Genomic DNA, 25,010 nt, shown 5'->3' with positions numbered 1-25,010 from the left:
ACCAATGCGTCTTGTAGCGGTTCTTCTGGCACTTCTGGCTGCTTCTTTTCTTTTCTGGCAAAGTATACAGAACGATCTTGCCGCATCTGCTTCGAATGTCATTGTCAAAAAACAGGCCCATACTATGGATATGGCTTATGAAAAAAATGAAGCACGTGCCTACCTGAACGAAATACGCCAGTCAATGGGTATGTCAATGCTCTCTGAGAATGAAAAACTGGACCGTGCGGCACAGGCGCATGCAGACTACCTGATAGCCAATGACGAATCAGCCCATGAAGAGATCCCGGGACACAAAGGTTTTACCGGGGTTAGCCCAAAAGAACGGGCATTGAAAGCAGGTTACGATGTTTCCTATGTCAGCGAGAATCTTTCTACAAAGAATAACAGCGGTAAAAGTTCCATTGACGGGCTCTTCTCTGCGATCTATCATCGCTTTGGCTTTCTGGATGTAGCCATAGACCAGATCGGTGTAGGTGCTGCCCAGGATCCTTCAGCACGCGAAAAAAGTGCTTTTGTCTACCTTATGGGGAACAGTGAACTTGAAGTGCTTTGTAGTACGCCGGCTTTTAAAGGAAGCGGCAAATATGTCTACAAAGTCTGTCGTGAGCCTGAGCATCGCATCGCCGAAAAGAGATTCAATAGTGCGCTGAACCACAACAGGCAGCTCAACCCAAAGATCATTCTCTACCCATATGACGGGCAGGAGGAAGTGCCGCCTGCCTTCTACAGTGAAGTTCCTGATCCGCTGCCTGATTATGAAGTGAGTGGTTTTCCTGTCTCTGTGGTCTTTAACGACTACTACTTCAAAAAAGTTGACCTTGTATCGTTCAAACTTTTTACGCCGGACGGGAAAGAGGTTGAAAAGGTACGTTTCATGGACAAAAGCAATGATCCTCACCATCGATTCACAGCACACCAGTTTGCGCTTTTCCCTCTTGAACGTCTGGAATACGGTACACGATACCGTGCAGAGATCATTTACCGTACCCCCAAAGGCAGAGAGCATTTAAGCTGGTCTTTCGAGACGCAGAGACCCACGGAAAAACTGCATACCATCACAAAAAGAGAAGAGACGGTCAGCCTTGACCCGATGCAGGCCCATCTGCTCTATTTCCGTCCCCTCGGCCCGCATGATATCATCAGCGATATCCGTTTCCCCGCCGATGTGGACATCTCTTTTGTAGACAATCATACCCTGAAGATTTCAGCCATGCCGGAAGGTACGCAGGATTTCGATATCACAAGCGCTTCACGAACGGTGCACGTGAAGGTACAGTAACAGATCTGCCTGCCTTGTGATATAATAGTCCTAAAAAAGGATACGCTCTATGCCTAAAGAAAAAGAAGAACTGTTCAAAAAGATTGAACATTTTCTTGGGGAAATAGACCACGTGGCCAAGAAACTGGAAAAGTCTGTTGAGGATAAAGATAAAAAATAGCTATAATCCGGGTTAAATCAAGGGACGATTATGCACAAAACATCACAGCACTTTTAGCTAAGAAAACCACCCTCAACCAAACCCAGATCAAAAGTATTCTAATGCTTTTGGACAAAGGTGATACCATTAAGTCTAGATACTGATATGTCAAATTGCCATATTTTTCCTACATCTTCCACTTTTTAGATAAAATAGTTTTAATATTATAGATTTAGGAAATACACATGTCCACAACCAACACCATCAAATGCCCAAACTGCGGTACTGATATTGACATCGATGAAATATTTTACCATCAAATAGAAGAGCAGTACAAGCAAAAAAATTTAGCAGAACAGAAAAAACTACGTGATGAGGTAGAAGCCAAACGTCAAGAGTATAAAAAAGCTTTTGATGACCTCAAAACCCAAAAACGCTCCATGCAAGAGCAAAAAGAGAAGTTTGATGAGAAATTGCGTAAGGCTACGAAAGAACAGTTACGTATAGAACGTACCAAGCTTCAAGATGAGCTTAAGAGGGAACTTGTAGAAGAGCAGAGAGCGTCGATGGCACTGCTTCAAAAAGAGCTGGAAGAGAAATCCAAGCAGGTACAGGAGCTCAACGCCTCTAAAGCCATGATTGAACAGCTCAAACGCGAAAAAGAAGAGCTCGCCTCAGCCGCGAAGATAGAAGCACAAAAGGCTCTGAGCGATGAGCTTAGGGCTGAGAAAGAAAAACTTGCCAAACAAGCGCTGGAAGAGAAAGAATTGCTTACCAAGCAAGTGCTCGAGGCCAACGAACTCAAGCTCAAAGCCAAAGACGAGCAGATCGAACAGATGAGAAGAGACATCGAAAGTGCCAAACGTAAAGCGGAGCAGGGCAGCATGCAGGTACAGGGAGAAGCGCTGGAACTTGCCATAGAGTCATGGCTGGCTTCACAGTTCCCGTTCGATAACATCGAAGAGGTTAAAAAGGGGGCTTTCGGGGCGGACTGCGTACATACTATTCACACCCGGGAATTACAGAACTGCGGTACCATCTGCTATGAGAGTAAGAACACCAAGGCATGGTCGGACGGCTGGATCACAAAACTCAAACAGGATATGCTCAAGGTCAATGCTGACATTGGTGTACTCGTAACTTCGGTCTATCCCAACGGTATGGACAGGATGGGCTTTGTGGAGGGCATCTGGGTATGCAGCCTAGATGAGTTCAAAGGGTCTGCTTCACTTCTGAGAGAAAGTCTCATACGTGTACAAAAGACCGTCCAGAAAGAAGAGAACAAGAGTGACAAAATGAGCCTGCTTTACAGCTACCTGACAGGTAACGAGTTTCAGATGCAGCTCAAAGCCATTGTGGACGGCTTTATGCAGATGCAGACCGAATTGGACAAAGAGCGCCGCTCGCTCATGGCAAGCTGGAAACGCCGCCAAAAGCTTATAGACGGTGTGTTGCAGAACACGACGGAGATGTACGGTTCACTCCAAGGCATTGCTGGGGCTGGAGCGTTAGGGCATATAGAGGCTTTGGAATTGCCTGAGGGTTTGGATGATGAGTGATATAGTTATTTATGAGGATGGAAATGTTGTATTAGATGCTATGGTTGATGCTGAAAGTATCTGGCTTAGTCAAAAGCAAATAGCTGAGCTATTTGATGTTAAAGTGCCTGCTGTTTCAAAACATTTGAAAAATATCTTTAATAGTGGTGAGTTAGATGAAAAAGTGGTTGTTTCCAAAATGGAAATGACCACTAAACATGGTGCTGTATCGGATAAAACACAAACAAAAAATATAAATATTTACAATTTAGATAGTATTATCTCGATAGGATACAGGATTAATAGTAGAAGAGCTACACAATTTAGAATATGGGCTACCAATGTGTTAAAAGATCATCTTATTAAAGGTTATACAATAAACAATGAACGCCTTCAAAAAAATTATGATGAATTTTTACGAGTAGTTGAAGATATGAAAGTGCTATCTCAAAATGCAGATAGTGTCAAAGCAGGGGATGTATTGGAGCTTATCAAGTCCTTTTCGGCTACTTGGTTTGGATTAGACAGTTATGACAGAGAAGAATTACCCCAAGAGGGTATCAGTAAAGTAAATCTTGAGTTTGAAGTTGAAAAGCTTTATAAAGATGTTGCTATTTTCAAGGAGGAGTTGATGAAAAAAGGCGAAGCCTCCGAGATATTTGCCACTGAGAAAACAAAGAAGAGTCTGGAGGGCATAGTCGGTAATGTATTTCAATCGGTTTTTGGTGAAGATGCCTACCCTACAGTAGAGGAAAAGGCGGCACATTTACTTTATTTCATTGTGAAAAACCATCCTTTTAACGACGGTAACAAACGTACGGGTGCTTTTAGTTTTGTCTGGTTGCTGAAAAGAGCAGGATTTGATGTAGAAAAATTTATAAATCCCAATGCTTTGACCGCATTGACCTTGCTCATCGCGGAATCAAATCCGAATGATAAGGATCGTATGGTTGGGTTGGTACTTTTGATGTTGAGGGATTAGATGATGAGTGAGATTGCAAGAGAGAATTATGCTAATATAGCGCTATTAAATACAGGACAACACAAATGGGAATTTTTGCTTTACAATCACTTGTCGGAGGTTTCTTGGATGAAGACCTTAAAAACTTCAACAAAGTTTTTGATGATTGGTGTGTGCAGTTTGAGAGCATTGAAGATGCACAGCTTATGCTGGAGAGTCTTGAAAAAAAGGAACAGATCAAGATCGTGGAGATTACACCGCTGAGTTATCCGAAATACTTTTTCCCGAAATTACAGGGTATCATCCACGCTACACGAGAATACGAAGGAAAGATTATCTGCGTCGTCGAGCCACAGATGGGGGCGAGTTTTCGTATTGCTATATGTGATTTGGAGACGAAACGTGTCAGGGTACTTGGTACGCGATATAAGAGTGCGCTAAGTGCTGAAGGAGCGTTTGCCAATTTATCTTTTACGTTGTAATATTAGAGGTCAGTAACATTGACACCGTACCCATGTTGATGCTCAGGAATTTAGTATAAACTGGATACACTGACAAACATAAGGGCACATCTAAAAACCCCAGATACTCATAATGGGTTTTGCAAATGTGAGATTTTGCAAGAGGCTTCCAAGTCCTAGCCAAAGCTAAGACGAAGTAAGCATCTTGTGAAAGATTGCGTTTGCAAAGCCCACCCTGTGGGCATCACTAGCTTTCGCCTATGCGTCGTTACTCTTTTTCGACTTAACTACGGCTAGGCCTTCAAAAGAGTGCCTAGCCTAGACAAAAGCTAGAGATGTTATGAGCATCCGGGGTTATTAGAGGGGCCCATAACAATAAACAGGAAATAATAGTGAAAAAAGTTTTTCAACTGGCCGACCCCAAGAAGCATACAGATCGCGTACTCGAAGCCGTTAAGCATGACATCAGAAAATATGTCAAACGCGAAAAGAGAAAAGAACTGGCAGACCCGGAAACTACCTACTGGGATTTTGACTGCAAGATAGGCACCACAGCAGAAGAGGCAGAGAATATCGTCTATAAAGAACTTTTGGCGGCACTGGACAGCATACATGCTACAGGTGCCACGCAAGTCTACATAGAGATTATGGCAAAAGCTGCACCCAAACCGTTAAAATCGATCAAAGAAGAAGCAAGTGAAGAAGAGCCAGCCGAAGATAGTGTAAGCAGTGAGCCTGTTGATTAGTGCGGAAGAAGCCTCCTCTCTTTTTGTGAGGCAAGCTAACACCATTGGGCACTCTCTATAGACAGCCCAAAGAAAACAATCCGGCAACAAATAACTGGATGCAGTGTGCTTACAGTGAGTATGACTACTGGGATAAAAAACTCAATACCCTATGACGGAAAAAAGAGTCAAAGAGTTGTATTCTTTCCTTCCGTAAAGATGTCTGATGAAAACGTTTATATTATTACTGATTTTGATGGTATCTGTTTTTGCGTACTGGATCACTCATTGTCACATGCACCCCAGGCATCGGTATAGTTGTAGTCCGGCTCGACGGTCTGTATATCTTTTAGGGTGTCAGGATCGACCTCTACACTTTTGAAGTCATATTCGTCGGCATTGTAGAACTTCTGCTCTTTGGCATACTTTTTTTCTTTTTCCATGGCTTGCCGGACTGCTTTTTGTATCCGTGCTTTTGGGGTGGTGTTACTGTCCGCTTTCTCTGAGGCTGACAGTAGTGAGAGAATGATGGTTGCCAATAGCAGTGATCTTCCAGGCATACTATTCCTTTTCGCAGTCATTTATCCGTGATAGGCAGTGAAAACATATTATACTATAAATGTTCTCATATAATAAACTGCCGGATCGTGTTGAAGGTGTGCTGTTGCACACCCTACGCGTACTGAATATGTATAACAATTTTATATCTGCAATAATATTGTAGGGTGTGCAACAGCACACCAAATCCCAATCTATAGCGATATACGATATAATTCGATTCATATTACAATTTAGGAAAAAAAACATGTCAGACGCAATACAAAGAGTAGAGAAAGCCATCGATGAGATCAAAAGAGGCCGAATGGTCATTATGATGGATGATGAGGATCGTGAAAATGAAGGCGATCTTGTCTATGCCGCTACTTTTTCGACCCCCGAGCTTGTCAACTTCATGGCAAAAGAAGCTAGAGGGCTCATCTGTACGCCCATTACCAAAGAGATAGCGGCCAAGCTTGATCTGATGCCGATGGTCGACAACAATGTCTCCAACCATGAAACGGCTTTTACTGTTTCCATCGACTCTGCCAATGCAGAAACAGGCATCTCGGCTGCTGAGAGAGATGACTGTATCTCAAAACTGTCAAACCCTTTGACTGTAGCAGACGACTTTGTGCGTCCGGGACATATCTTCCCGCTCATAGCCAAAGACGGCGGTGTACTGGTAAGGACAGGGCATACCGAAGGCTCTGTCGACCTTTGTAAGCTGGCGGGCCTGGCACCGGCAGCAGTGATCTGTGAGATCATCAATGATGACGGGAAGATGGCGCGCAAAGACGACCTTGAAGTCTTCTCTGAAAAATACGATATGCCCATCGTCTACATCTCCGATATCGTCGAGTACCGTCTGGCGAATGAAAAACTGGTCAAGCGTGTTTCAACCGAAGAGAGCGAACTTAAAGGCATCAAGATAGAGAAGATTGTCTACAGCGACCATCTTGACCGATGCCACACGGTGATACAGTTCTACAAACTGCATGAGAGCGCCAATGTGAAGTTCCACAATATCGGGCGTGATGTCGACCTCATACTCGATGACAAGCGTTTCAGTGCACTGGACCACGCCATAGAGTACCTTAAGCAGAACGGCGGGATACTGGTATTTCTGGATACGAAGACCATTTCACATGAACAGGCTAAAGAGTTCGGTGTCGGCGCGCAGATACTCAAAGACCTCGGTATCAAGAACATCAACCTGCTTACAAATAACAAAGAAACAGAATTCGTGGGGCTTTCCGGATTTGGGCTTGATGTGGTGGAGAAGATAGAAGTCGTTTGATCTCAATGTCGGGCAAAGATCAGTTCTCCCTCTTTCTGTCCGATCGCTTCTGAGACTACATTGCATTTGACGATGAAAAGGTAGTAGACCGCACGGTCGGTTTCATCGTACAGGCTTTCAAAATTCCCCATGCCTTTGGCCAGTACGATATCTGCCTGTTCGAACAGTGCTTTGGATGATTCGTTGGCATAGCGCAGGTCATAGCCCGGTGTCGGTACGCCTGTGTCGACAATAGTTGCTGCGGGCTGCAGTATTTGTGCCTCTTTGACAGTAACATCATTGATAATAGGCATCCCCCGTACGAAATAGAATATTTCAACATCATACTGCTTTGTGATCGTTTCAATGAGAAGTTTGTCGAAAATATGTTCACCGGTATTGTCACCGATATAGACCAGTGTTTTTGCCGTTTTCAACTCTTTTTCGAATACCTCGAAATCATCAATGCCGAAATGACGATGGAAATGCGTCTGTATGGTTTCGTTGAGATCAAGCTGCTTTTGCGCGCCAAAGTCGATGACATTTCCGATGACAGCGAATTTTACCGCATCATGCAGGGTCTGTACAAAAGCAGTATCGACCTGCAGTGCCATTTGGGTAGCATGTACTTTTGCTTTGGCTACAGGGTCATCCACACCGGTCAGTTCAGCTATTTTTGCGTAAGTCTCTTTTGCGATCTGGGGCGGTGTGTACGTGAGGTCATGCTGCACAAGGATCTCTGCGGTACTGTCCAAAAGCTTTTTGGCAGTAGGATCGTCCACTTCGAGCAGTCTGCACACTTTGAGTGTCTGGTTCATAATACAGGTGATACAGTCCGGTTTGATGTTCATAGTGCTTACTTAAGCTTGTATTTGAGTGAGATCATTGAGCTGATGTCAGTTTTGTCCACCTGATGATAGGGAGTGGCATTGTATTTGTGGCTAAAGTCGAGACCCAGGGAGAGATTTTTGCCAAGAAGCGTGTCAAGCTGGAGTATCTGGTAGATACGATAGTCGGAAAAGTCTTCGACATTGGGCTGATAGAAGCCAAGATAGGTAACGGAGAAATGTTCATTGACTTTTTTGGTAAAGGAGAGGTACGTGTTGAGTTTGATACGATCATAAACAGGGTTCAGGTCTGATACGACATCGGGTTCCATATGGGAGTAGAAAAGTCCCAGACCGACATAGCAGCGGTCAAAGAAGTCTGTAATCTTCCGTCTGATATTGGCTCCCGCAAGGTTTCGTACCTTGATATCCTGAAACTTATTGAATTCAGTTTGTCCGAAGATTTCGTAGTCATACAAAGTATTTCCGATATTGTGTATGTATCGCAGATGAAAGATCCCCTGGTCCTTGTTCTTTTCCCCGTTGGCCTCACCGTAGGTATAGGAAGCGAGTGAATAGAGCATCCAGATAGTTTCATGGTATTCTGCTTTAAGGCCGAAATTCACGGCAGAAGAGTCAGTATTGCCCGAATTGTAGGCACCGCCGAGACTGATTTCTCCGTCCCATCCTTCCTTTTCACCGATGACCGGCGGTTTTACCGATACGAAACCGTAAGAGAGGGATACAGAACAGAGAATGGAAAGCAGGATTTTTGTAAGCATGGAGGCCCCTAAAGAAAATGATCCAAAATCATACACAAAAAGGGATAAAAGAGAAGACATAAAAAATAAAATTCCAAATGGCCAAATACAAAGTTAAACTTTATCAAAAGTTTATGATACACTATCCAAAAAACGGATATCTTTTTATGACACATGCTTTTTTCAAAAATCGATCGATCACTTCTCTCTATATGTGGGGAATGCTGATCATCTTTCTTTTTGTCATTCTTTTCACCACTCTTGTCGTGTATGAGGAGTACAGTGATCTGGAAAAAGAGACAGCGGTTATACGCAAACAGTATATAGAGGAACAGAAAAGTACGATCAGGTACGATATTGACAGGGTTCTGGGTTTCATTGAACATAGTTACGGTAGCTGGAAGAATATACTGGACGAAGAGAAACTCAAATCACAGGTCATCAATGCAATAGAAGAATTGTATGGCCGTCCGGACGGAACAGGATATGTCTTTATCTATGATTTTAACGGTACCAATCTTTCCGACCCGATACATCTCCAAAACAAGGGTAAGAACCTTTATACTTTCAAAGACCCCAATGGCGTGGAGGTCATCAAGGAACTCATAAATGTTTCTCAGGAACCTGACGGCGGTTTCGTAAAATATATGTGGATCAAACCCGGAACCGGTATGGCTGCTTCAAAGCTGTCTTATGCCAGGGCTTTCAAACCTTGGAAGTGGATGGTGGGTACGGGTGTGTATCTTGATGAAGTGGAAAAACTCATTGTCCAGAGAAAAGCAGTACTCAAAGACCTCCTTGTCAAATATATGATGGACATCTTCACCTTGACTGTTATTTTCCTTGGCATAGGCTTTGCGGGCATTGCCATTATCAACAAAATGATCGGCAAAGAGATAGACACTTTCAGGTCCTTCTTCAAAAAGGCAGCAAAAAGCCATACAACGATCGATGAAGAGCAGATACACCTTCGTGAATTCAAACGCATGGTGAAATACATAAACACCATGGTCGATACCATTCACAAACGGAACGAAAAACTTCAAGAGATGAATCTGACACTCGAGAAGAAGGTAGAGGAGAAGACCGAAGACCTAAGAGAAAAGAACAGGCTGCTTGAGAAGGAAAAGGAGTTCAGTGAATCTCTGGTGAAGGCACAGGACAGCTTCATCAAGCACTCTATACACGAGATCAACACGCCCCTTGCAGTGATTATGATGCATATAGACATGCACAAGATCAAGTTTGGGGAAGACAAATACCTCTCCCAGATAGAGGCTGCAAGCAAGATGATCGCCAATATCTATGACGATCTGAGCTATATGGTCAAAAAAGACCGTTTTGAGTACGACAAGAAATGGATCTCTTTTTCTCTTTTCCTTGAAGAGCGCATAGCATTTTTTGCGGAGATCGCCAGGGGAAACAAGCACAGGATCATCTCGAAGATTGAACCGGAGATCACACTTTGGTTTTCCGATATTGAGCTGCAGCGCATCATAGACAACAACCTGTCCAATGCGGTAAAGTATGCCGACAGGAACAGTAATATAGAAGTTACTTTGGACCACAAAGAGGAAGGAAGAACAGTACTCTCCTTCAAAACACATTCCAAGCCGATAGAAGACACCGGCCTGATCTTCGAACCTTTTCACCAGGAAGAATCCGTACACGGTGGTTTTGGTCTGGGGCTGGAGATCGTCAGGTCCATCTGTGAAAAAGAAGGGGTTAAAGTCGAAGTGATATCGGACACTGAGATAACGATATTTAGCTATACTTTCCATAACAGTACCGAAAGGAGTCCCGATGAAGATCCTCTTGCTTGAAGATGAGCTGATGCTGCAGACAGCCATGGTCGAGTACCTTACGGACAGCGGATATGAAGTGGATGCCCATGAGGACGGAAAAGAGGCGCTTGAAAGCTCTCTGCAAAACAGTTATGACCTCTTCATCTTCGATATCAATACCCCATCCATAGACGGACTCACGCTTCTTGACAAGCTGCAGACGGAGAAAATATTCGTCCCCACCATCTTCATCTCGGCGATCACCGAGATAGAGCAGATATCAAAGGCGTATGAACTTGGATGCTACGACTACCTCAAAAAGCCTTTTCATCTCAAGGAACTTACATTACATATAGAACGGCTGCTCAAAATGGCCAACATCGCTCCCAAATGCATCGTCAATATCAGCAAGATGTACAGTTATGACCTGGAGTGTAAAAGACTGCTCTTCGACAATGAGGAGCAGACACTGACCCTCAAACAGGCCCAGATTATCGATCTGTTCGCTTCCAACATCAACAAGATCGTCGATTTTGATATGCTCAGGCATTATGTCTGGGAAGATGCGAATGTGGACAACGCCACTATCAGAGCGGAGATACATAGGGTAAAGAAGGTCCTGAAAGAGGAGCTTGTAGAAAGCCTCAAGGGCATCGGTTACCGCATGACCCAGAAACACTGATCTGACTTTTTTGTTAAATCTTTGGTTACTTTTGGTTACATTTTCATTATTTTTCTTCTTTTTTTTCTTCTAAAACAGTGATGCTATTTTAATGCTATTTTAATGCTATTTTCATCGTCCATACTGTACTCGTAAAAAAATACGAGGAGAAAAAACAATGAAGTTAGTAAAATTAAGTCTTGCTGCTATTTTGGCAATGGGTATTGCTTATGCACATGACGAGGCAAGTACAGATGGAAACGTCAACCATGGATCAGTTGCAGAAGTGATCAATGATGGAGATGACAGCAATGGAGAGATCTTTGGACAGGCAAGGTCTTTCTATGTAGACAGAACATATAGCTATGCAACTAAACCAGATAATAACCGTAACTCTTGGGCTATAGGTGGTTACATTGGGTATAAAACACCGGTAATGAGTGGTTTTTCAGCCGCAGCCGCGGTATATGGAACTTATGGATTTGATATACATGATCAATCACTTGAAGATGATTTCCGTGATGGCTTAGGTGTTACAAGGTATGACCCATCCCTACAAGGATACAATGGTGACAACTATGCATTTATTGGACAGGCATACCTGAACTATAAAACAGATAATACGAACTTAAAAGCAGGTCGCATGAGACTTGATACACCGCTTGCAGGTGCAGATGATGCCAGAATGCTTCCAAACCTTTTTGAAGCAGCCTTGGTAAGTAATACGGACATTGAAAATACGACCTTGATTGCAGGACATGTGTTCAGAGAAACCGTTGGTACTTTTGCTAATGTTTATATGCCGCATGATCGTACAAAAGCAGGCTCAATGCTTGCATTGCATAGTGGTTACGGTTTAGGTGCAGAGTTGGGACTTAGTGGTGATTTTGTCAACATGGGTACGATCGCACTTGGTGATGAAACACAGACAGGATTGGACAACAGTACTGCTGGTGTGACAGCCATTGCAGCTATCTATAGTGGTATTGAAGGGCTTAAACTGCAAGCTTGGGATTATATCGGATGGGATATTCTGAATGCACTATATCTACAGGCTGACTATAACTTCAAAGTAAATGAAGATGTAAATATGTTCGTTGCCGGCCAGTATATTAATGAGAGTGATATCGGTAGCTATCTTGAGCGTTTGACCGGTGCAGGTATCAGCAGTAATTATGGTGCGGCAAAAATCGGTGTGAAGTATGCGGGACTTACTGCATATGCAGCATATTCAATTTCTGGTGATGCAAGTGGTCCTGCCAATCTTGGAACGATCACTCCCTGGGGTGGTATGCCGGCCTTTACTCAAGGAATGGTGACAAGACACCAGTTCTTTGCAGATACGGATGCGTGGAAAGTTGCTGCAACTTATAATTTCAAAGATATGGGATTAAACCTTAAAGCAACGGTATACTATACAAGTTTTGATGTAGGTGCTGATAATGCGTATAGTCCTGGAAACAGCTGGACAGCAACAGAACCGGGGTTTGACTTTATTTATACACCGGAATCTGTTAAAGGACTTCAGTTGAGATTTAGAGGAAACTTCCCAGATGATTTTTCATCTAGTGGAACAGGATGGGATGAGTACAGACTTATCGCAAACTACAATTTTTAATTAAGGATAATCGATGACAAAAGAACAGATCGAACACGTTCGGAACAATCCGAAGTATCAGAAGCTCGTAAAAGAGAGAAGCCGGTTCGCCTGGACGCTCTCCATCATTATGCTGGTCGTCTACTATGCATTCATCCTGACGATCGCATTCGATCCGTCACTGTTGGGTATACGCATGGGTGACGGCGTCATGACCATCGGTATTCCTATCGGTGTGGCAATCATTATTATCGCGTTTATTTTGACGGGTGTCTATGTCAGAAGGGCCAACAGTGAATTTGATGAACTCAGTCATCAGGTCAAAGAAGAGTTGAAGGATATTGCATAATGAAAAAGTTTCTGTTTATATCATTGACACTTCTGTTGAGTGTGGCCGCGGTGGCATCGGGTACGATCGAAGGCGAGGTGCAGAAGCAGCCGTTGAATATCTCGGCCATCATCATGTTCCTTATTTTCGTGAGTGGTACGCTCGGTATTACCTACTGGGCGGCAAAAAGAACGAAGACTGCGAAGGATTTCTATACTGCCGGCGGCGGGATCACCGGCTTTCAGAACGGTATGGCGATCGCGGGTGACTATATGTCGGCGGCTTCGTTCCTGGGTATTTCCGGCCTGGTCTATCTGAAAGGATATGACGGACTGATCTATTCCATCGGTTTCCTTGTCGGCTGGCCTGTCATTCTTTTCCTTATTTCAGAGAGACTGAGAAACCTCGGTAAGTACACTTTCGCCGATGTTGCAGCCTACAGACTCAAGCAGACACCCATCAGAACACTGGCAGCACTCGGTTCCATCGCGACGGTCATCCTCTACCTGATCGCCCAGATGGTTGGTGCGGGTAAACTGATCCAGCTGCTGTTCGGTCTTCCGTATGAGCTGGCGGTTGTTCTCGTCGGTGCACTGATGATCCTCTATGTGACGTTCGGTGGTATGCTGGCGACTACCTGGGTACAGATCATCAAAGCGGGACTGCTGCTTTCGGGTGCGACGTTCATGGCGATCGCAGTTATGGCGCACTTCGGGTTCTCGCTTGAGGCGCTGTTTGCCAAAGCGGTGGAAGTGCATCCGAAACATCAGGCCATCATGGCGCCTGGAGGACTGGTTTCAGACCCTGTTTCGGCGATCTCACTCGGTATTGCGCTGATGTTCGGTACGGCGGGACTTCCTCACATCCTGATGAGATTCTTTACCGTTGCCGATGCCAAAGAGGCGAGAAAATCGGTCTTTTTTGCAACCGGTTTCATTGGGTATTTCTATATCCTGACTTTTATCATCGGTTTTGGTGCGATCGTTATGGTACTCAACAACCCTCAGTATCTCGATGTGGCGAAGCAGGCGATTAGCGGCGGTTCACCGATACTTGGCGGTAACAACATGGCTGCGATCCACCTCTCCCATGCAGTGGGCGGGAACTTCTTCCTCGGGTTCATCTCGGCGGTAGCGTTCGCGACGATCCTTGCGGTCGTTTCAGGCCTGACACTTGCGGGTGCTTCGGCGATCTCGCACGACCTCTACGCCAACGTGTTTAAAAGAGGCGAGGTAGACGAGGTTAAAGAGATGAAAGTCTCCAAGATAGCGACTGTGATCCTTGGTATCATCACGATCATTCTGGGTATCGCATTTGAAAAGCAGAACATCGCTTTCGTGGTCGGTTTGGCATTCGCCATCGCAGCATCGGCGAACTTCCCGGTACTCTTCCTCTCCATGTTCTGGAGCAAGCTGACCACAAGAGGTGCGGTCATCGGTGGAAGTCTCGGACTTGCAACGGCAGTCATGCTTGTGATCCTCGGTCCGATCGTATGGGTGCAGATCTTCGGCTATGAAACACCGGTCTTCCCGTACAAGTATCCGGCACTCTTCTCTGTGACGGTAGCGTTCGTGGGTATCTGGTTCTTCTCCATCACTGACAACAGTGAAAATGCGAAACTGGAGAGAGAAGCCTTCGAAGCGCAGGATATCCGTTCACAGACAGGTATCGGTGCAGAAGGTGCCTCGGCACACTAAACAGCGTTTTTTGCACAAAGCCAAAAAGGCTTTGTGCGGAACTTTCTTTAGGGAACCTCTAAAAATAGGTGATACCCACAACATCTCTAGCTTTTGTCTAGGCTAGGCACTCTTTTGAAACCCTAGCCATAGCTAAGGTGAAAAAGAGTAACAACGCATGGGCGAAAGCTAGTGATGCCCGTAGGGTGGGCTTTGCAAACGCAATCTTGCACAAGATATTTACTGCGTCTTAGCTACGGCTAGGACTTGAAAATCTCTTGCACAATCTCACATTTGCAAAACCCATTGTGGGTATTACCTATTGTTAGAGGTTCCCTTTATAATATCATTACTGTATGATATTATAGAGAGAATTCACACTTGGGAGACAATATAAAAGATGATAGCCTTACTTGAGAGACTCCACGCTCACTTGCCGTTTTCACTTTTGGACCGGCAGGAGTTGCAGACCATAGAGTCAAGTGCAGTGATCGCCTATTACCCTGAGGGCAAAAAGCTCATTTCTGCCCAACGCAGGCCCGAGAGACTCTACTATATCATCAAAGGTGTTGTGGAAGCCAGAAAGAATGATGAACTCATAGACCTCTACCACGAGGACGACAGCTTTGGAGGCATAGAGATCATAGAGGAGCAGGAATCGGCCTATGACTACCGTGTCATTGAAGAGCTGATATGCTATGAGATACCCGGCGAGATAATCCTGAAGCTCTGTGAAAAGAATAGCGACTTCAAGAACTACTTCTTTTCTTCCATCGTTGAACGCATAGAAATGATCAAAGAGCGCCAGGAAAGTGCCAAAATGGCTGACATTATGGTCGCACGTATCGATGAAGCCATACTGCACGATGCCTGCCTGGTGGATGCCGATATACCCATTGTCGAAGCACTTGCCAAACTCGAAAGTGAAAAAGCCGTAGCGCTGCTTGTGAAGAATGAAAAGGGTTACGGTATCGTGACCGATGCGGACCTGCGCAAGTACATTTTGCACAAAGAAGAGCAGAACCTCGAAACGATCTCGCAGATTCAGAGCTACCCGATCATTGCCGTCCATGAGGGAGAGTTGCTCTTTAATGTGCTGCTTCTGATGACGGGGAATTCCATCAAGCACCTCCCCGTGACTGACGGGAACGATGACCCCGTCGGTATACTTACCCTCATCGACCTTTTGAGCTATTTTGCAAACCAGTCCCATATCATAGGCAACCAGATCGAAAAGGCTGAGGATATCGAAAGTGTCGTCGATGCCTCCAAGCGCATCGATGTCATGATAAAGACCCTGCATTACAAAGGAGTGAAGTCACGCTATATCGCCAGACTGGTCTCGGAGATGCACAAAAAGATGTATGCGCGCATTTTTGCACTGATCTTTCCTGCAACATGGCATGAAAGATGTACGCTGCTGCTGCTCGGCAGCGAGGGCAGGGGAGAGCAGATACTCAAGACCGATCAGGACAACGCGATGGTTTTCGAAAAGGGGTTCGAACCTGAAGAGAAAGAGAAGTACCTTCTGAAGTTCACTGAAACGCTCGATGCCATCGGTTTTCCGCGCTGTGAAGGCAATGTTATGGTCATCAACCCCAAATGGGCCAAGAATGCCGGCGCATACAAGGAGGAGATCAGACGCTGGATCGAAATGCCTGACTATCAGGGAGTGATGGACCTTGCCATATTCTATGATGCCTTTGCCGTGGCAGGGAACATAGACCTTTTCAAAGGGCTTAGGGAGATGCTCCTGCATGAAGTGAAAGAGCACACGGCCTTTTTGCCCTATTTTGCAAAATCTGTGGAGAGTTTCGAGTCTCCCATAGGGCTCTTCTCACGTTTTGTCAGCACGGACAAAGCGCATAAAGACGAGATCGACATCAAAAAAGGGGCGATCTTCGCACTGGTACACGGCGTGAGGGCGCTGGCTCTTGAACACGGCATCACCAAGACCAATACCAATGAACGCATCAAAGCCCTGAACGACGTTGGCTACATGGACAAGAAAGATGCCTCCAACCTCATAGAGACGCTTGAAGTACTCAACACGTTCCGTCTGCATGCCAGACTGGAGAAGCTGGAGCACGGCAAAGTCCCGGATAATTACGTTGATTGGAATGTACTGAGTAAACTGGAAAGAGATACGCTCAAAGAAGCGCTCAAAATGGTAGAGTCATTCAAGAAGCGAGTAGCGTACCACTTTCATCTTTCCATAGTGAGTTGAGGGAAGACAGGGTGTTTGGAAGTTTGACAAAAAAATGGAACCGCAAACATCTGACAGATGAGCGCTTTACTTTTCTGTTCGAGGAAGATTCCGGTGGAGAGGTAGTGGTCTTTGACTGTGAAACGACCGGACTTGACCCCAAAAAAGACGGGATTGTCTCCATCGGTGCGGTCAGAATAAAAGAGAACAGGATCCTGACAGATGAAGCAATGCACATTTACGTGAAGCAGGAGAAGCAGATATCGCATGAGAGTATCACGATCCATCAAATACGCCATTGTGATCTCGAAAATGCCGTTCCCATCGAAGAGGCGATAGAGGAATTTCTCTATTTCATAGGCGGCAGGACACTTGCAGGGTACTACCTGGAGTTCGATGTTGCGATGATAAACAAATACATCAAACCGATGTACGGTATTACTTTACCCAATAAACAAGAGGAGGTTTCAGCAATTTATTACGACAAAAAAATATCCACGATTCCTCAGGGAAACATAGACCTGGGATTTGAGACGATCATCGAGGACCTGGCACTGCCGAAACTTCAGGCGCACGATGCCCTGAACGATGCGGTGATGACGGCGATGATCTATCTTAAATTGAAACATACGAAAAGTCTGAGGCGTACATAATATGGTCATATTTTCTCATGATGTTACAATTGGGACTAAAATAGTCCTAATTAAAATATTTTGGGAGAAACCATTTTAAAATATGATGATTTATGTTAAACTAAAACCAATGAAAATAAAATATAAAAAGGAAAATATATGAGCGAAATATACTACCCGAAAAAAGAGATGTTCACTGATCCCCTTATCAAAAACATGTGCGAGTACAATGATCTTGTCGAAGAGTTCGAAAAGGACTATGAAGGCACTTGGGGCAAATATGCCCAGGAGAAAATAGACTGGTTCAAACCGTTCGACCGTGTGCTGAATGAGGATGATGCACCGTTCTACAAGTGGTTCGAAGGCGGAGAGCTGAATGTCGCCTATCAGTGTGTGGGAAGACATCTCAAGACCAAGAAGAACAAAGCAGCGATCATCTTTGAAGGTGACAACGGCGACCAGAGAACACTGACCTACCGTGAACTCTACTACGAGGTAAACAGAACGGCGAACCTCTTCAGGAACAAATTCAACATTAAAAAAGGCGACAGGGTCGTGCTCTATATGCCGATGATCCCCGAAGCGGCGATCTCCATGCTTGCCTGTGCCAAGCTCGGTGCTATCCACTCTGTGGTATTTGGTGGATTCTCGGCTGAAGCGCTCAGAGACCGTATCATCGATGCGGAAGCCAAACTGGTCGTTACCGCTGACGGTGCCTTCAGAAAAGGAAAACCGTATATGCTCAAGCCGGTTGTTGACGAAGCGCTTGAAGAGGGGTGCGACTGTGTCGAGGCGGTCTGTGTTGTCGAGCGTAACGGTGAAGATATCCACTGGGAAGCGGGACGCGACTATGCCTACAATGAACTGGTAGAGAATGAATCCGTTCAATGTGAGCCTGAGATGGTGGACTCCGAGCATCCCCTTTTCCTTCTTTACACTTCGGGAAGTACCGGAAAACCAAAAGGGGTCCAGCATTCAAGTGCAGGGTACATCCTTTGGGCGCAGATGACCATGGAGTGGGTCTTTGATATCAAAGACAACGATACCTACTGGTGTACGGCCGATGTGGGCTGGATCACGGGACATACCTATATTGTCTACGGGCCGCTTGCTGCGGGTGCAACGACGGTGATGTTCGAGGGTGTACCGACCTTCCCCGATGCGGGAAGATGCTGGAAAATGGTAGAAGAATATCAGATAAACCAGTTCTATACGGCGCCGACCGCCATCAGACTCCTTCACAAGATGGGTGTGGACGAGCCGGCAAAATACGACCTGTCTTCACTGCGTATCCTCGGTACCGTGGGTGAGCCTATCGACCCTGCTGCATGGAAATGGTACTATGAAGCGGTGGGCAACTCCAACTGTTCCATTGTTGATACCTACTGGCAGACAGAAACAGGCGGGCATATGATCTCGCCACTGCCTGCGGCAACACCTATCAAGCCTGGCTGTGCGACATTCCCGCTTCCGGGTATCGTAGCTGAGATCATGGAAGAGGACGGCACACCGACACCGGTAGGCGAAAAAGGGTTCATGTGTATCACCAAACCTTGGCCAAGTATGATCAGAACGATCTGGAACGACCCTGAAAGATTCGTGAAGTCCTACTTTGGCGACTGCAAGAAAGACGGCAAAGCGGTCTACTTTACGGGTGACGGTGCGATGATGGATGAAGACGGCTATATCACAATCACGGGTAGAACTGATGATGTCATCAACGTTTCGGGCCATAGAATGGGTACGGCAGAAGTGGAAGCTGCGGTCAAGAAACATGACAATGTCGCGGCAGTTGCCGTGGTCGGTAAGCCGCACGAGATCAAAGGTGAGGGTATCTTTGCCTATATCGTTCTTAAAGATGATGAAGGTGTAGCCGATGAGCTCGAGACCATGAAAGAGATCAATACGATCATCAAGTCCGAGATCGGTGCCATCGCATTGTGTGACGATATGGCATTCGTACCTGACCTTCCAAAAACACGGTCAGGAAAGATCATGAGAAGGATCCTCAGAAGCCTTGTAAAAGGCGAAGCGATCACACAGGACACTTCAACACTTGAAGATCCGAGCATCGTTGGTATCATCGAAGATATCCTCAAGAAAGAGTGCGAATAGGCACATATCCGGGGAAGAAAAAACATCTTTCCCGTCATTCCAGGCAAGACCCGGAATCTCTCTCCTGCATACAAAATCCATTTTGATTCAAAGGGATCCTGTTCTATGGTATATTAACTAATTAACTCAACACTACATAGAGGGTGTTGGGAGGCCCTTTTTTATCCATATTATGCAAATTCTCCATAAAACAAAATATTCTAAGCTATATTAACTCAATAGTTACAAAAGTAAGTAGAGGAACTTTCAGTTTTGCATTCTTTTTGGAATGTATGTATGCCCTTGATACTGATCTAAGAGAATTGGATTTTTAAATAACTTTATTTAATTAAATTTTCCTATTAGGCTATAATTAAGCAAAAAGAGAAAAGTACTCACACGATATCAATTTGAAGAGATATAAATAATGGAACTTTACGAAATAACAAAAATAATATTGGGATTATTACCAATAATTTTTATATTTATAGTGTTTATTGTTGTAAAAAATTTCATATGGTCATATAGATATCCGATTGTGATGATATCTGGTTGGATTGTCATATTTTTCTCGGCATTAGCAATGCAGGAATATTCAATTTATTATGCACCAACAGAAAAAATTGCCGAAGAAGTTGCGAATAGTGATGGAGCAGCAGTAGCTTTTAGCTATTTATTCGGTTGGGTTTATGCTTTGGTTTTAATGTTTATAATGGATGTTAGCCATAAAGCATATTTATATTTTTTAAGAAAAGTTTTTTCTTCTAAAAAAAGCTATAATCAATAAAAAATTGGGAAAGTAAAACTATGTCTGAATGCGGTACTTTTTGTATATTGTTTATTTGGGTAAGTTTTTTGTTTCCCATAATTATATCAATTTGCTGTCTTTTACTTAAAAGACAAATAATTACATCTAAACTAAAATATTTATTTATAAATTCAATAGCAGGGTATTTATGGATCGTTTTTATGAGTTTACTCAAAACCAATAAAGCAATAAATGAAACATTACTAAAAGTCTTAACGGAGTTTCCGAGTAGTATTTGGGTTATTCAAATAGTTTTATATGCTCTCCCTATTCTAATTTTGAGTTATGTTCTTTCAAAAAATAAAATTATAAATTTTGGTAAATCAAAATGAAGAACACTATATTTAAACTTACAGCTGTATATGTTATTTGGATATTGTTCTGGATAGGTATGTCTCAGATAGATCCTGAATATGGTATTAGCGGCTTTTTTTATTTGACGATCACAGGTTTACCCCTATCTGTTTTTGGTTGGGATATACATCCCAATGGTGGAGTCACAAGTCTTTTGATAGTTGGAACACTTGGGTTATTGCAATGGGTTTTCATTATATTGTTTGTGAAAGTCCTGAAAATGAATAAATTCAATAAAATTATATTGGGTTCAACCCTGTTGCTCTTTGTTTCATTTTTTTCTCTATTCATTTACGGAACTTCACCAGAAAAAGGAATTAGATATCTTCTTCCAGAAAAATACAGAGGTTGGGTATGTATTACTTACAATGATGAAAATTTCCCTCCACTAAAAGAAGAGGAAGGTTTTCGGATCATAAAAATACCCCCAAGCGGCATCGTAAAAACTTCTTCTCCAATGGGTTCACATACAAAAGAAGGATATTACATCCCTACATATGATGAATACTATTATTACTCTGACAATGGAACCAGAAAAGCAGAAGAGATAGAACTTGGAGGAGGATATACTTCTCGAAGGGAAGGTAAAAAAGAGATCACTTCTTATTTTTGGATCAGCACAAAAGGTAATGCCAAACATGATTATGAGCAGTATATTAAAGATGTACCGAATATGGATGATAATGGAATTATTGAGCCTGGGTGCGGCCAATGGACAAAAGATGAGAGGAAGTAATGTTCCTACAATGCGAGATACAATAAACCAAAAACAGAAAAATATTTTCACGATAAAGGTGCCTCATGCTTGAAAACATACTGATCTATACCATCGCACTCTTGCTTTTCCTGCTCTTCGTCATAGGGGCTTATTTGGAGTTTTTTCTCATAAGAAAGCTCTACAATGAAATATGTATTTTAAAAAAAGGTGTGAAGACATCACTCTGGAAGGGGTATCGGGCAAGGCTGCGATGTATAAAAGGGTTTGCAACGGTGCAACCTTATGACAAAAAAGTAAAACAGGCAATGTTCTTGGATAAAGCAGTTTCGTGGATGGGAGTTTTCATGATCGTACTCGCTGTGACCTACAAGCTGCTGGGCTACGGGAATAACCCCGGATCGCGTATAGAAGAAAAAGAGAAAATCGACATCACCGTCACAAAAACAGAAGGCAATCAAAGTAGTATTAATAAATATAATTCTATAGGGGATATGTGGAAGAGTTTCAAAAATGAAAAATTTTAGTGTAGTTGTCTGCAGATGACTCGGATGAAGATAGTGCGGAATTGGTCAACATATTGAAGAATTCTACAGTTAATTACTCTTTTACGCAGTTAAAAACTTAACTGTGAAAAAATAAGATTAGAGCGATACTCACCTTTAGTTAATTTCGTAGTTATATCGTAGAATACATGAAACAAGTTCAAGATGACAAATGCTTTAAAAGCTCTTCATCAACTCTTTTACTTTCAAGAGATCTTCAAATACCTCTTTTTTGGCACTGGGATTTCTCAGCAGATAACTTGGATGGTAGGTGGGTATGAGCGTGGCGTTTCCATGTTTGTGGATACTGCCTCTGACCTTGGTGATGCCGGTATCGTCTCCGGTCAGATAGTGGTAGGCGGTCGCCCCGAGCGTGAGGATGAGTTTGGGTTTGATGAGTTCTATCTGCTTGAGCAGGTAGGGTTGGCAGGTGTGTGCCTCTGTAGGAGTAGGGGCTCTGTTGTTGGGTGGACGGCACTTGACGATGTTGGTAATGTAGACCTCTTGTCTTGTGACCCCAAGTACATTCTCAAGCATTTTTGAGAGCAGTTCCCCGGAACGTCCTACAAAGGGTTTTCCCGTACTGTCTTCTGTTGCTCCGGGACCTTCTCCAATGATGAGTATATTTGCATGGGGATTTCCCTCTCCAAAAACAACCTTTTTTCGGCTTTTGCTCAGCTCACAGAGGTGGCAGTTCATTGCCTGTTTCTGCAGCGAGTCCAGTGTGTCAGGCAGGGTAAGGTCGAGCTTCTCTTCCTGATAGGGCGTGATATCGGTATACCTGTATCCCAACTGCTTAAGCTGGTAAAGTTGTTTTAAAAGAAGGGCATTGTGTAGATTTTTCATAGAGGCATTATACCTCTATGGTACTTATGGGCACCTCTAATAACCCTCAATATTACTTGACATCTTCCAGTAGCATCGGTGTACCGATGGCCTGTAGTCTGGCATTGCTTGCTTTAAAGTAGGTTTCCCAGAAAGAGGTGAGGGCTTTGAGTGTTTTGGAGTCCCGGTAGCTGTTCTTCCCGACCATACCTGCACCGATGATGTAGACCCTCGCACCGTCGAAGTCGGCTGTGTAACCGCTCTTTTGCAGTTTGGTCATCTCTTTTTTTGTATCGATCCTTCTGAGCGAACCTTTGGAATAGAAGGTGGTGATGGAAGAGTGTTCCATCATATCCGAGACCAGCAGTACCACTTTCTCTTTGGCTTTGGAAGGTTTGATGATGTGTTCTGCAATATCGTCGAGCGACTTGAGGATGTCTGAGTGTGGCAGTTTCTTGTTCGCACCTTTTAGTGTATGGACCAATGCTTTGGTCGCTTTCTTCTTGGCATATTTGTACTGTCCGTTCATACAGGCCTGGTATTTTCTGAGTTTCTTTTTTGCGATCTCGTGTTTTGCACTTTCGGGCAGCAGCGCTTCGAGGCTTCCGGAGTAGGGTACATCGGTATATTTGCCTTTGGCGTTGGCCGAAAAGGAGGCGATGGTCACGGCATAACCGTTCTTGATGAACTTCATCATGTTTTTGTAGGTATAGATCATCATATTCTTGTCAAGCGGTGTGGTTTGGTCGACAAGAATGAAGAGTTCTTTCTCCACCGCAGGGTTCGGGTTCTCTATCTGCAGGGCTTTGTAGCAGCTTGGCACATCGTTGCGTGCCAGAAGCAGTGTACCGAGTGTCAGAAGGGTTAAAAATAGTCGTTTCATCATTTGTCCTCGAATGTCAGGTACTGTCGGAAAGTTCTCTCTTTGTTGTTGCGCAGCAGGGCGGTCGTTTCGGCATCTGTTCCCGTGTTGTCGTTGATGATGTTCATCTTGTGCTGCAGTTTCTGAAGCTGCTGCTGCGCTACCCTTGCAATGTGTGTTTTGACCCTGTCGTAGTAGGAAAGGAAGGCTTTTTTGGTTGCAAAGCCTCTCAGGCACTCGTAGGCCTCCTTGGATTCGCGTCCTGCAAAGTCCCAGTGCATTCCGAAGAAGATACCCAGTATCTGTATGAATATGAACATCAGTCCCAGTACAATAAAGGTGGCGTCGCCGCCTTTCTGGTTTGTTTCATCTTCGATTGCCGCCGTATTCTTTTCTGCCGGGGTTGTCGCATCTTTTGCGTTATCTCCGAACAGTGAAGAGAGGTCTTCTTTGGCATCTGCTGCAGCGTCATCTCCGAAGAGTGCGCCGATGTCGTCATCGCTGCCGGCATTCTCCGCTCCTGCAAAAGGTGAAGCATCTTCGTTGAAGATATTCATTGCCGTTTCATGGGAACTGGCGATCTCCTGCGTCAGGACCTGGTGTCTGATATAGGTTGCCCCGATGGCAACGGCAAAGATGAAGATCAGTGTCAGAATGGTCTTTGTATAGGTCGTCTTGACCTTATCGTTCACATCGAGACGGTTGAGCATTCTGATGTAGTTGGGAGAACTACTGTCGTCAAAAGTGTTGTCGATGCTGATGAGCTGCTCGTCAGGTTTGAGGTCTCTCCAGTTCGAACCGCCGGCATTGTCGTTCTTGTACCAGCGGCGGATCTTCTTGATGAGCGTGTTTTTGTGCAGTTCCTGTCCTGTCATATGCGTCAGCCAGACCAGCAGGATGGCAAGCATGGCAGCCACGCCGATAGCACCTTTCTGCTGTGTCGCTTCACTGGCTCCGGGGATGGTGAACCCTGCCAGTACATAGGCAAAACCGAAGGCTTCGACAATGACAAGCACAAAGATCATGATCCAGATAAAGGTAGGAGTCGGTTTGCGTCCCAATTCACCTGCGGCATGCAGGTACTCTTTGGCCTCGTCGTACGATTCGCTGTCCTTGTCCACTTTTTCATAGAAGTTGTAGTAGTCTCGGCAGAGACGCTCTTCGGAGTAGAACCATTTGTGTTTTTCATCAAACCCTTCGATATCCTGTGCGAGGCGGGAGATTTTACCGATGATAGGAAAATTGTAGGTAAAGTTCAGCCACCAGAACTTCACTTCCTGCCAGTGTGTGATGATGAAAGCCAGAACGATCGCACCAAAGCCAAGCAGCAGTGTCTCGATCTGGTGCATCATGATGAATGCCCATATTTTTTCCATATACTTCTCCTATAATAAGTGATGATTATTATATCTA

General features: G+C 44.3%; 24 protein-coding genes. 18 read left to right on the top strand and 6 right to left on the bottom strand.

Features of this window, described 5'->3' with window-relative positions; translation table 11 throughout:
* Nucleotides 1-4 precede the first annotated feature (4 nt).
* The 5 genes from YH65_RS06075 to YH65_RS06055 all read left to right on the top strand — a co-directional run bounded on the left by YH65_RS06075 (nucleotide 5) and on the right by YH65_RS06055 (nucleotide 5,127).
* Nucleotides 5-1,282 (top strand): CAP domain-containing protein, encoded by a 1,278-nt coding sequence (locus YH65_RS06075; RefSeq protein WP_046551089.1) that lies wholly within the window; start codon nucleotides 5-7, stop codon nucleotides 1,280-1,282.
* Between the two features lie 384 nt (nucleotides 1,283-1,666).
* On the top strand, nucleotides 1,667-2,980 hold the full coding sequence (locus YH65_RS06070; RefSeq protein ID WP_046551088.1) for a DUF2130 domain-containing protein: 1,314 nt from the start codon (nucleotides 1,667-1,669) through the stop codon (nucleotides 2,978-2,980).
* Nucleotides 2,973-3,941: a virulence RhuM family protein/type II toxin-antitoxin system death-on-curing family toxin gene (locus YH65_RS06065; RefSeq protein ID WP_046552060.1), complete on the top strand. Its 969-nt coding sequence runs from the start codon at nucleotides 2,973-2,975 to the stop codon at nucleotides 3,939-3,941. Before YH65_RS06070 ends, YH65_RS06065 begins: the two co-directional genes overlap by 8 nt.
* A 65-nt stretch (nucleotides 3,942-4,006) precedes the next feature.
* Nucleotides 4,007-4,402: a hypothetical protein gene (locus YH65_RS06060; RefSeq protein ID WP_046551087.1), complete on the top strand. Its 396-nt coding sequence runs from the start codon at nucleotides 4,007-4,009 to the stop codon at nucleotides 4,400-4,402.
* A 371-nt stretch (nucleotides 4,403-4,773) separates the two neighbouring features.
* The gene (locus tag YH65_RS06055) at nucleotides 4,774-5,127 is read left to right on the top strand and encodes a DUF6172 family protein (protein ID WP_046551086.1); all 354 of its coding nucleotides are present in this window, start codon (nucleotides 4,774-4,776) and stop codon (nucleotides 5,125-5,127) included.
* Nucleotides 5,128-5,387: 260 nt separating this feature from the next.
* On the opposite strand, the gene YH65_RS06050 is transcribed toward YH65_RS06055, so the two are convergent.
* Nucleotides 5,388-5,666, bottom strand: coding sequence for a hypothetical protein (locus YH65_RS06050; RefSeq protein WP_046551085.1), 279 nt, complete (start codon nucleotides 5,664-5,666; stop codon nucleotides 5,388-5,390).
* A 245-nt stretch (nucleotides 5,667-5,911) separates the two neighbouring features.
* Between YH65_RS06050 and YH65_RS06045 the strand changes: the two genes are divergently transcribed.
* Nucleotides 5,912-6,943: a bifunctional 3,4-dihydroxy-2-butanone 4-phosphate synthase/GTP cyclohydrolase II gene (locus YH65_RS06045; RefSeq protein ID WP_046551084.1), complete on the top strand. Its 1,032-nt coding sequence runs from the start codon at nucleotides 5,912-5,914 to the stop codon at nucleotides 6,941-6,943.
* 2 nt (nucleotides 6,944-6,945) lie between these two features.
* Here the strand turns inward: YH65_RS06045 and YH65_RS06040 are convergent, their stop codons facing one another.
* Both YH65_RS06040 and YH65_RS06035 read right to left on the bottom strand, forming a co-directional pair.
* Nucleotides 6,946-7,773 carry a damage-control phosphatase ARMT1 family protein gene (locus YH65_RS06040; RefSeq protein ID WP_046551083.1) on the bottom strand — a complete coding sequence of 276 codons (828 nt, stop codon included), beginning with the start codon at nucleotides 7,771-7,773 and terminating at the stop codon, nucleotides 6,946-6,948.
* A 5-nt stretch (nucleotides 7,774-7,778) separates the two neighbouring features.
* Entirely contained in the window at nucleotides 7,779-8,531 is a 753-nt protein-coding gene (locus YH65_RS06035) for a DUF481 domain-containing protein (RefSeq protein ID WP_046551082.1), read from the bottom strand.
* A 113-nt stretch (nucleotides 8,532-8,644) separates the two neighbouring features.
* Between YH65_RS06035 and YH65_RS06030 the strand changes: the two genes are divergently transcribed.
* The 12 genes from YH65_RS06030 to YH65_RS05980 all read left to right on the top strand — a co-directional run bounded on the left by YH65_RS06030 (nucleotide 8,645) and on the right by YH65_RS05980 (nucleotide 21,892).
* Nucleotides 8,645-10,333 carry a sensor histidine kinase gene (locus YH65_RS06030; protein ID WP_245609171.1) on the top strand — a complete coding sequence of 563 codons (1,689 nt, stop codon included), beginning with the start codon at nucleotides 8,645-8,647 and terminating at the stop codon, nucleotides 10,331-10,333.
* Nucleotides 10,314-10,976, top strand: a complete 663-nt coding sequence (locus YH65_RS06025; RefSeq protein ID WP_046551081.1) for a response regulator transcription factor — start codon at nucleotides 10,314-10,316, stop codon at nucleotides 10,974-10,976. The genes YH65_RS06030 and YH65_RS06025 overlap by 20 nt, the downstream gene beginning before the upstream one ends.
* Before the next feature lie 157 nt (nucleotides 10,977-11,133).
* Nucleotides 11,134-12,573 (top strand): OprD family outer membrane porin, encoded by a 1,440-nt coding sequence (locus YH65_RS06020; protein WP_052746109.1) that lies wholly within the window; start codon nucleotides 11,134-11,136, stop codon nucleotides 12,571-12,573.
* A gap of 13 nt (nucleotides 12,574-12,586) precedes the next feature.
* The gene (locus YH65_RS06015; RefSeq protein WP_011980834.1) at nucleotides 12,587-12,901 is read left to right on the top strand and encodes a DUF485 domain-containing protein; all 315 of its coding nucleotides are present in this window, start codon (nucleotides 12,587-12,589) and stop codon (nucleotides 12,899-12,901) included.
* The gene (locus YH65_RS06010; protein WP_046551080.1) at nucleotides 12,901-14,577 is read left to right on the top strand and encodes a cation acetate symporter; all 1,677 of its coding nucleotides are present in this window, start codon (nucleotides 12,901-12,903) and stop codon (nucleotides 14,575-14,577) included. The genes YH65_RS06015 and YH65_RS06010 overlap by 1 nt, the downstream gene beginning before the upstream one ends.
* A 379-nt stretch (nucleotides 14,578-14,956) precedes the next feature.
* On the top strand, nucleotides 14,957-16,783 hold the full coding sequence (locus YH65_RS06005; RefSeq protein WP_046551079.1) for a putative nucleotidyltransferase substrate binding domain-containing protein: 1,827 nt from the start codon (nucleotides 14,957-14,959) through the stop codon (nucleotides 16,781-16,783).
* 11 nt (nucleotides 16,784-16,794) lie between these two features.
* Nucleotides 16,795-17,415 (top strand): 3'-5' exonuclease, encoded by a 621-nt coding sequence (locus YH65_RS06000; RefSeq protein ID WP_046551078.1) that lies wholly within the window; start codon nucleotides 16,795-16,797, stop codon nucleotides 17,413-17,415.
* A 138-nt stretch (nucleotides 17,416-17,553) separates the two neighbouring features.
* Complete coding sequence (acs, locus tag YH65_RS05995) at nucleotides 17,554-19,509, top strand: acetate--CoA ligase (RefSeq protein ID WP_046551077.1); 1,956 nt, start codon at nucleotides 17,554-17,556, stop codon at nucleotides 19,507-19,509.
* Between the two features lie 143 nt (nucleotides 19,510-19,652).
* Nucleotides 19,653-19,823, top strand: coding sequence for a DUF6471 domain-containing protein (locus tag YH65_RS11775; protein ID WP_223156724.1), 171 nt, complete (start codon nucleotides 19,653-19,655; stop codon nucleotides 19,821-19,823).
* 92 nt (nucleotides 19,824-19,915) lie between these two features.
* The gene (locus tag YH65_RS05990) at nucleotides 19,916-20,275 is read left to right on the top strand and encodes a hypothetical protein (RefSeq protein ID WP_046551076.1); all 360 of its coding nucleotides are present in this window, start codon (nucleotides 19,916-19,918) and stop codon (nucleotides 20,273-20,275) included.
* 412 nt (nucleotides 20,276-20,687) lie between these two features.
* Entirely contained in the window at nucleotides 20,688-21,386 is a 699-nt protein-coding gene (locus YH65_RS05985) for a DUF6843 domain-containing protein (RefSeq protein ID WP_154806473.1), read from the top strand.
* Between the two features lie 65 nt (nucleotides 21,387-21,451).
* Nucleotides 21,452-21,892 (top strand): hypothetical protein, encoded by a 441-nt coding sequence (locus tag YH65_RS05980; RefSeq protein WP_046551074.1) that lies wholly within the window; start codon nucleotides 21,452-21,454, stop codon nucleotides 21,890-21,892.
* A gap of 195 nt (nucleotides 21,893-22,087) precedes the next feature.
* On the opposite strand, the gene YH65_RS05975 is transcribed toward YH65_RS05980, so the two are convergent.
* Genes YH65_RS05975 through YH65_RS05965 form a run of 3 tightly spaced genes read right to left on the bottom strand, consistent with a single transcriptional unit; the run spans nucleotide 22,088 to nucleotide 24,973 of the window.
* The gene (locus tag YH65_RS05975; RefSeq protein ID WP_046551073.1) at nucleotides 22,088-22,756 is read right to left on the bottom strand and encodes a uracil-DNA glycosylase; all 669 of its coding nucleotides are present in this window, start codon (nucleotides 22,754-22,756) and stop codon (nucleotides 22,088-22,090) included.
* A gap of 52 nt (nucleotides 22,757-22,808) precedes the next feature.
* Nucleotides 22,809-23,618, bottom strand: coding sequence for a hypothetical protein (locus tag YH65_RS05970; RefSeq protein ID WP_046551072.1), 810 nt, complete (start codon nucleotides 23,616-23,618; stop codon nucleotides 22,809-22,811).
* Nucleotides 23,618-24,973: a hypothetical protein gene (locus YH65_RS05965; protein ID WP_046551071.1), complete on the bottom strand. Its 1,356-nt coding sequence runs from the start codon at nucleotides 24,971-24,973 to the stop codon at nucleotides 23,618-23,620. The genes YH65_RS05970 and YH65_RS05965 overlap by 1 nt, the downstream gene beginning before the upstream one ends.
* Nucleotides 24,974-25,010: the final 37 nt, after the last annotated feature.

Source organism: Sulfurovum lithotrophicum, from assembly GCF_000987835.1.
Classification (GTDB): Bacteria; Campylobacterota; Campylobacteria; order Campylobacterales; family Sulfurovaceae; genus Sulfurovum; species Sulfurovum lithotrophicum.
Note: the sequence above shows the minus strand (reverse complement) of the source record. Positions and strands in the feature narration are given on the sequence as shown.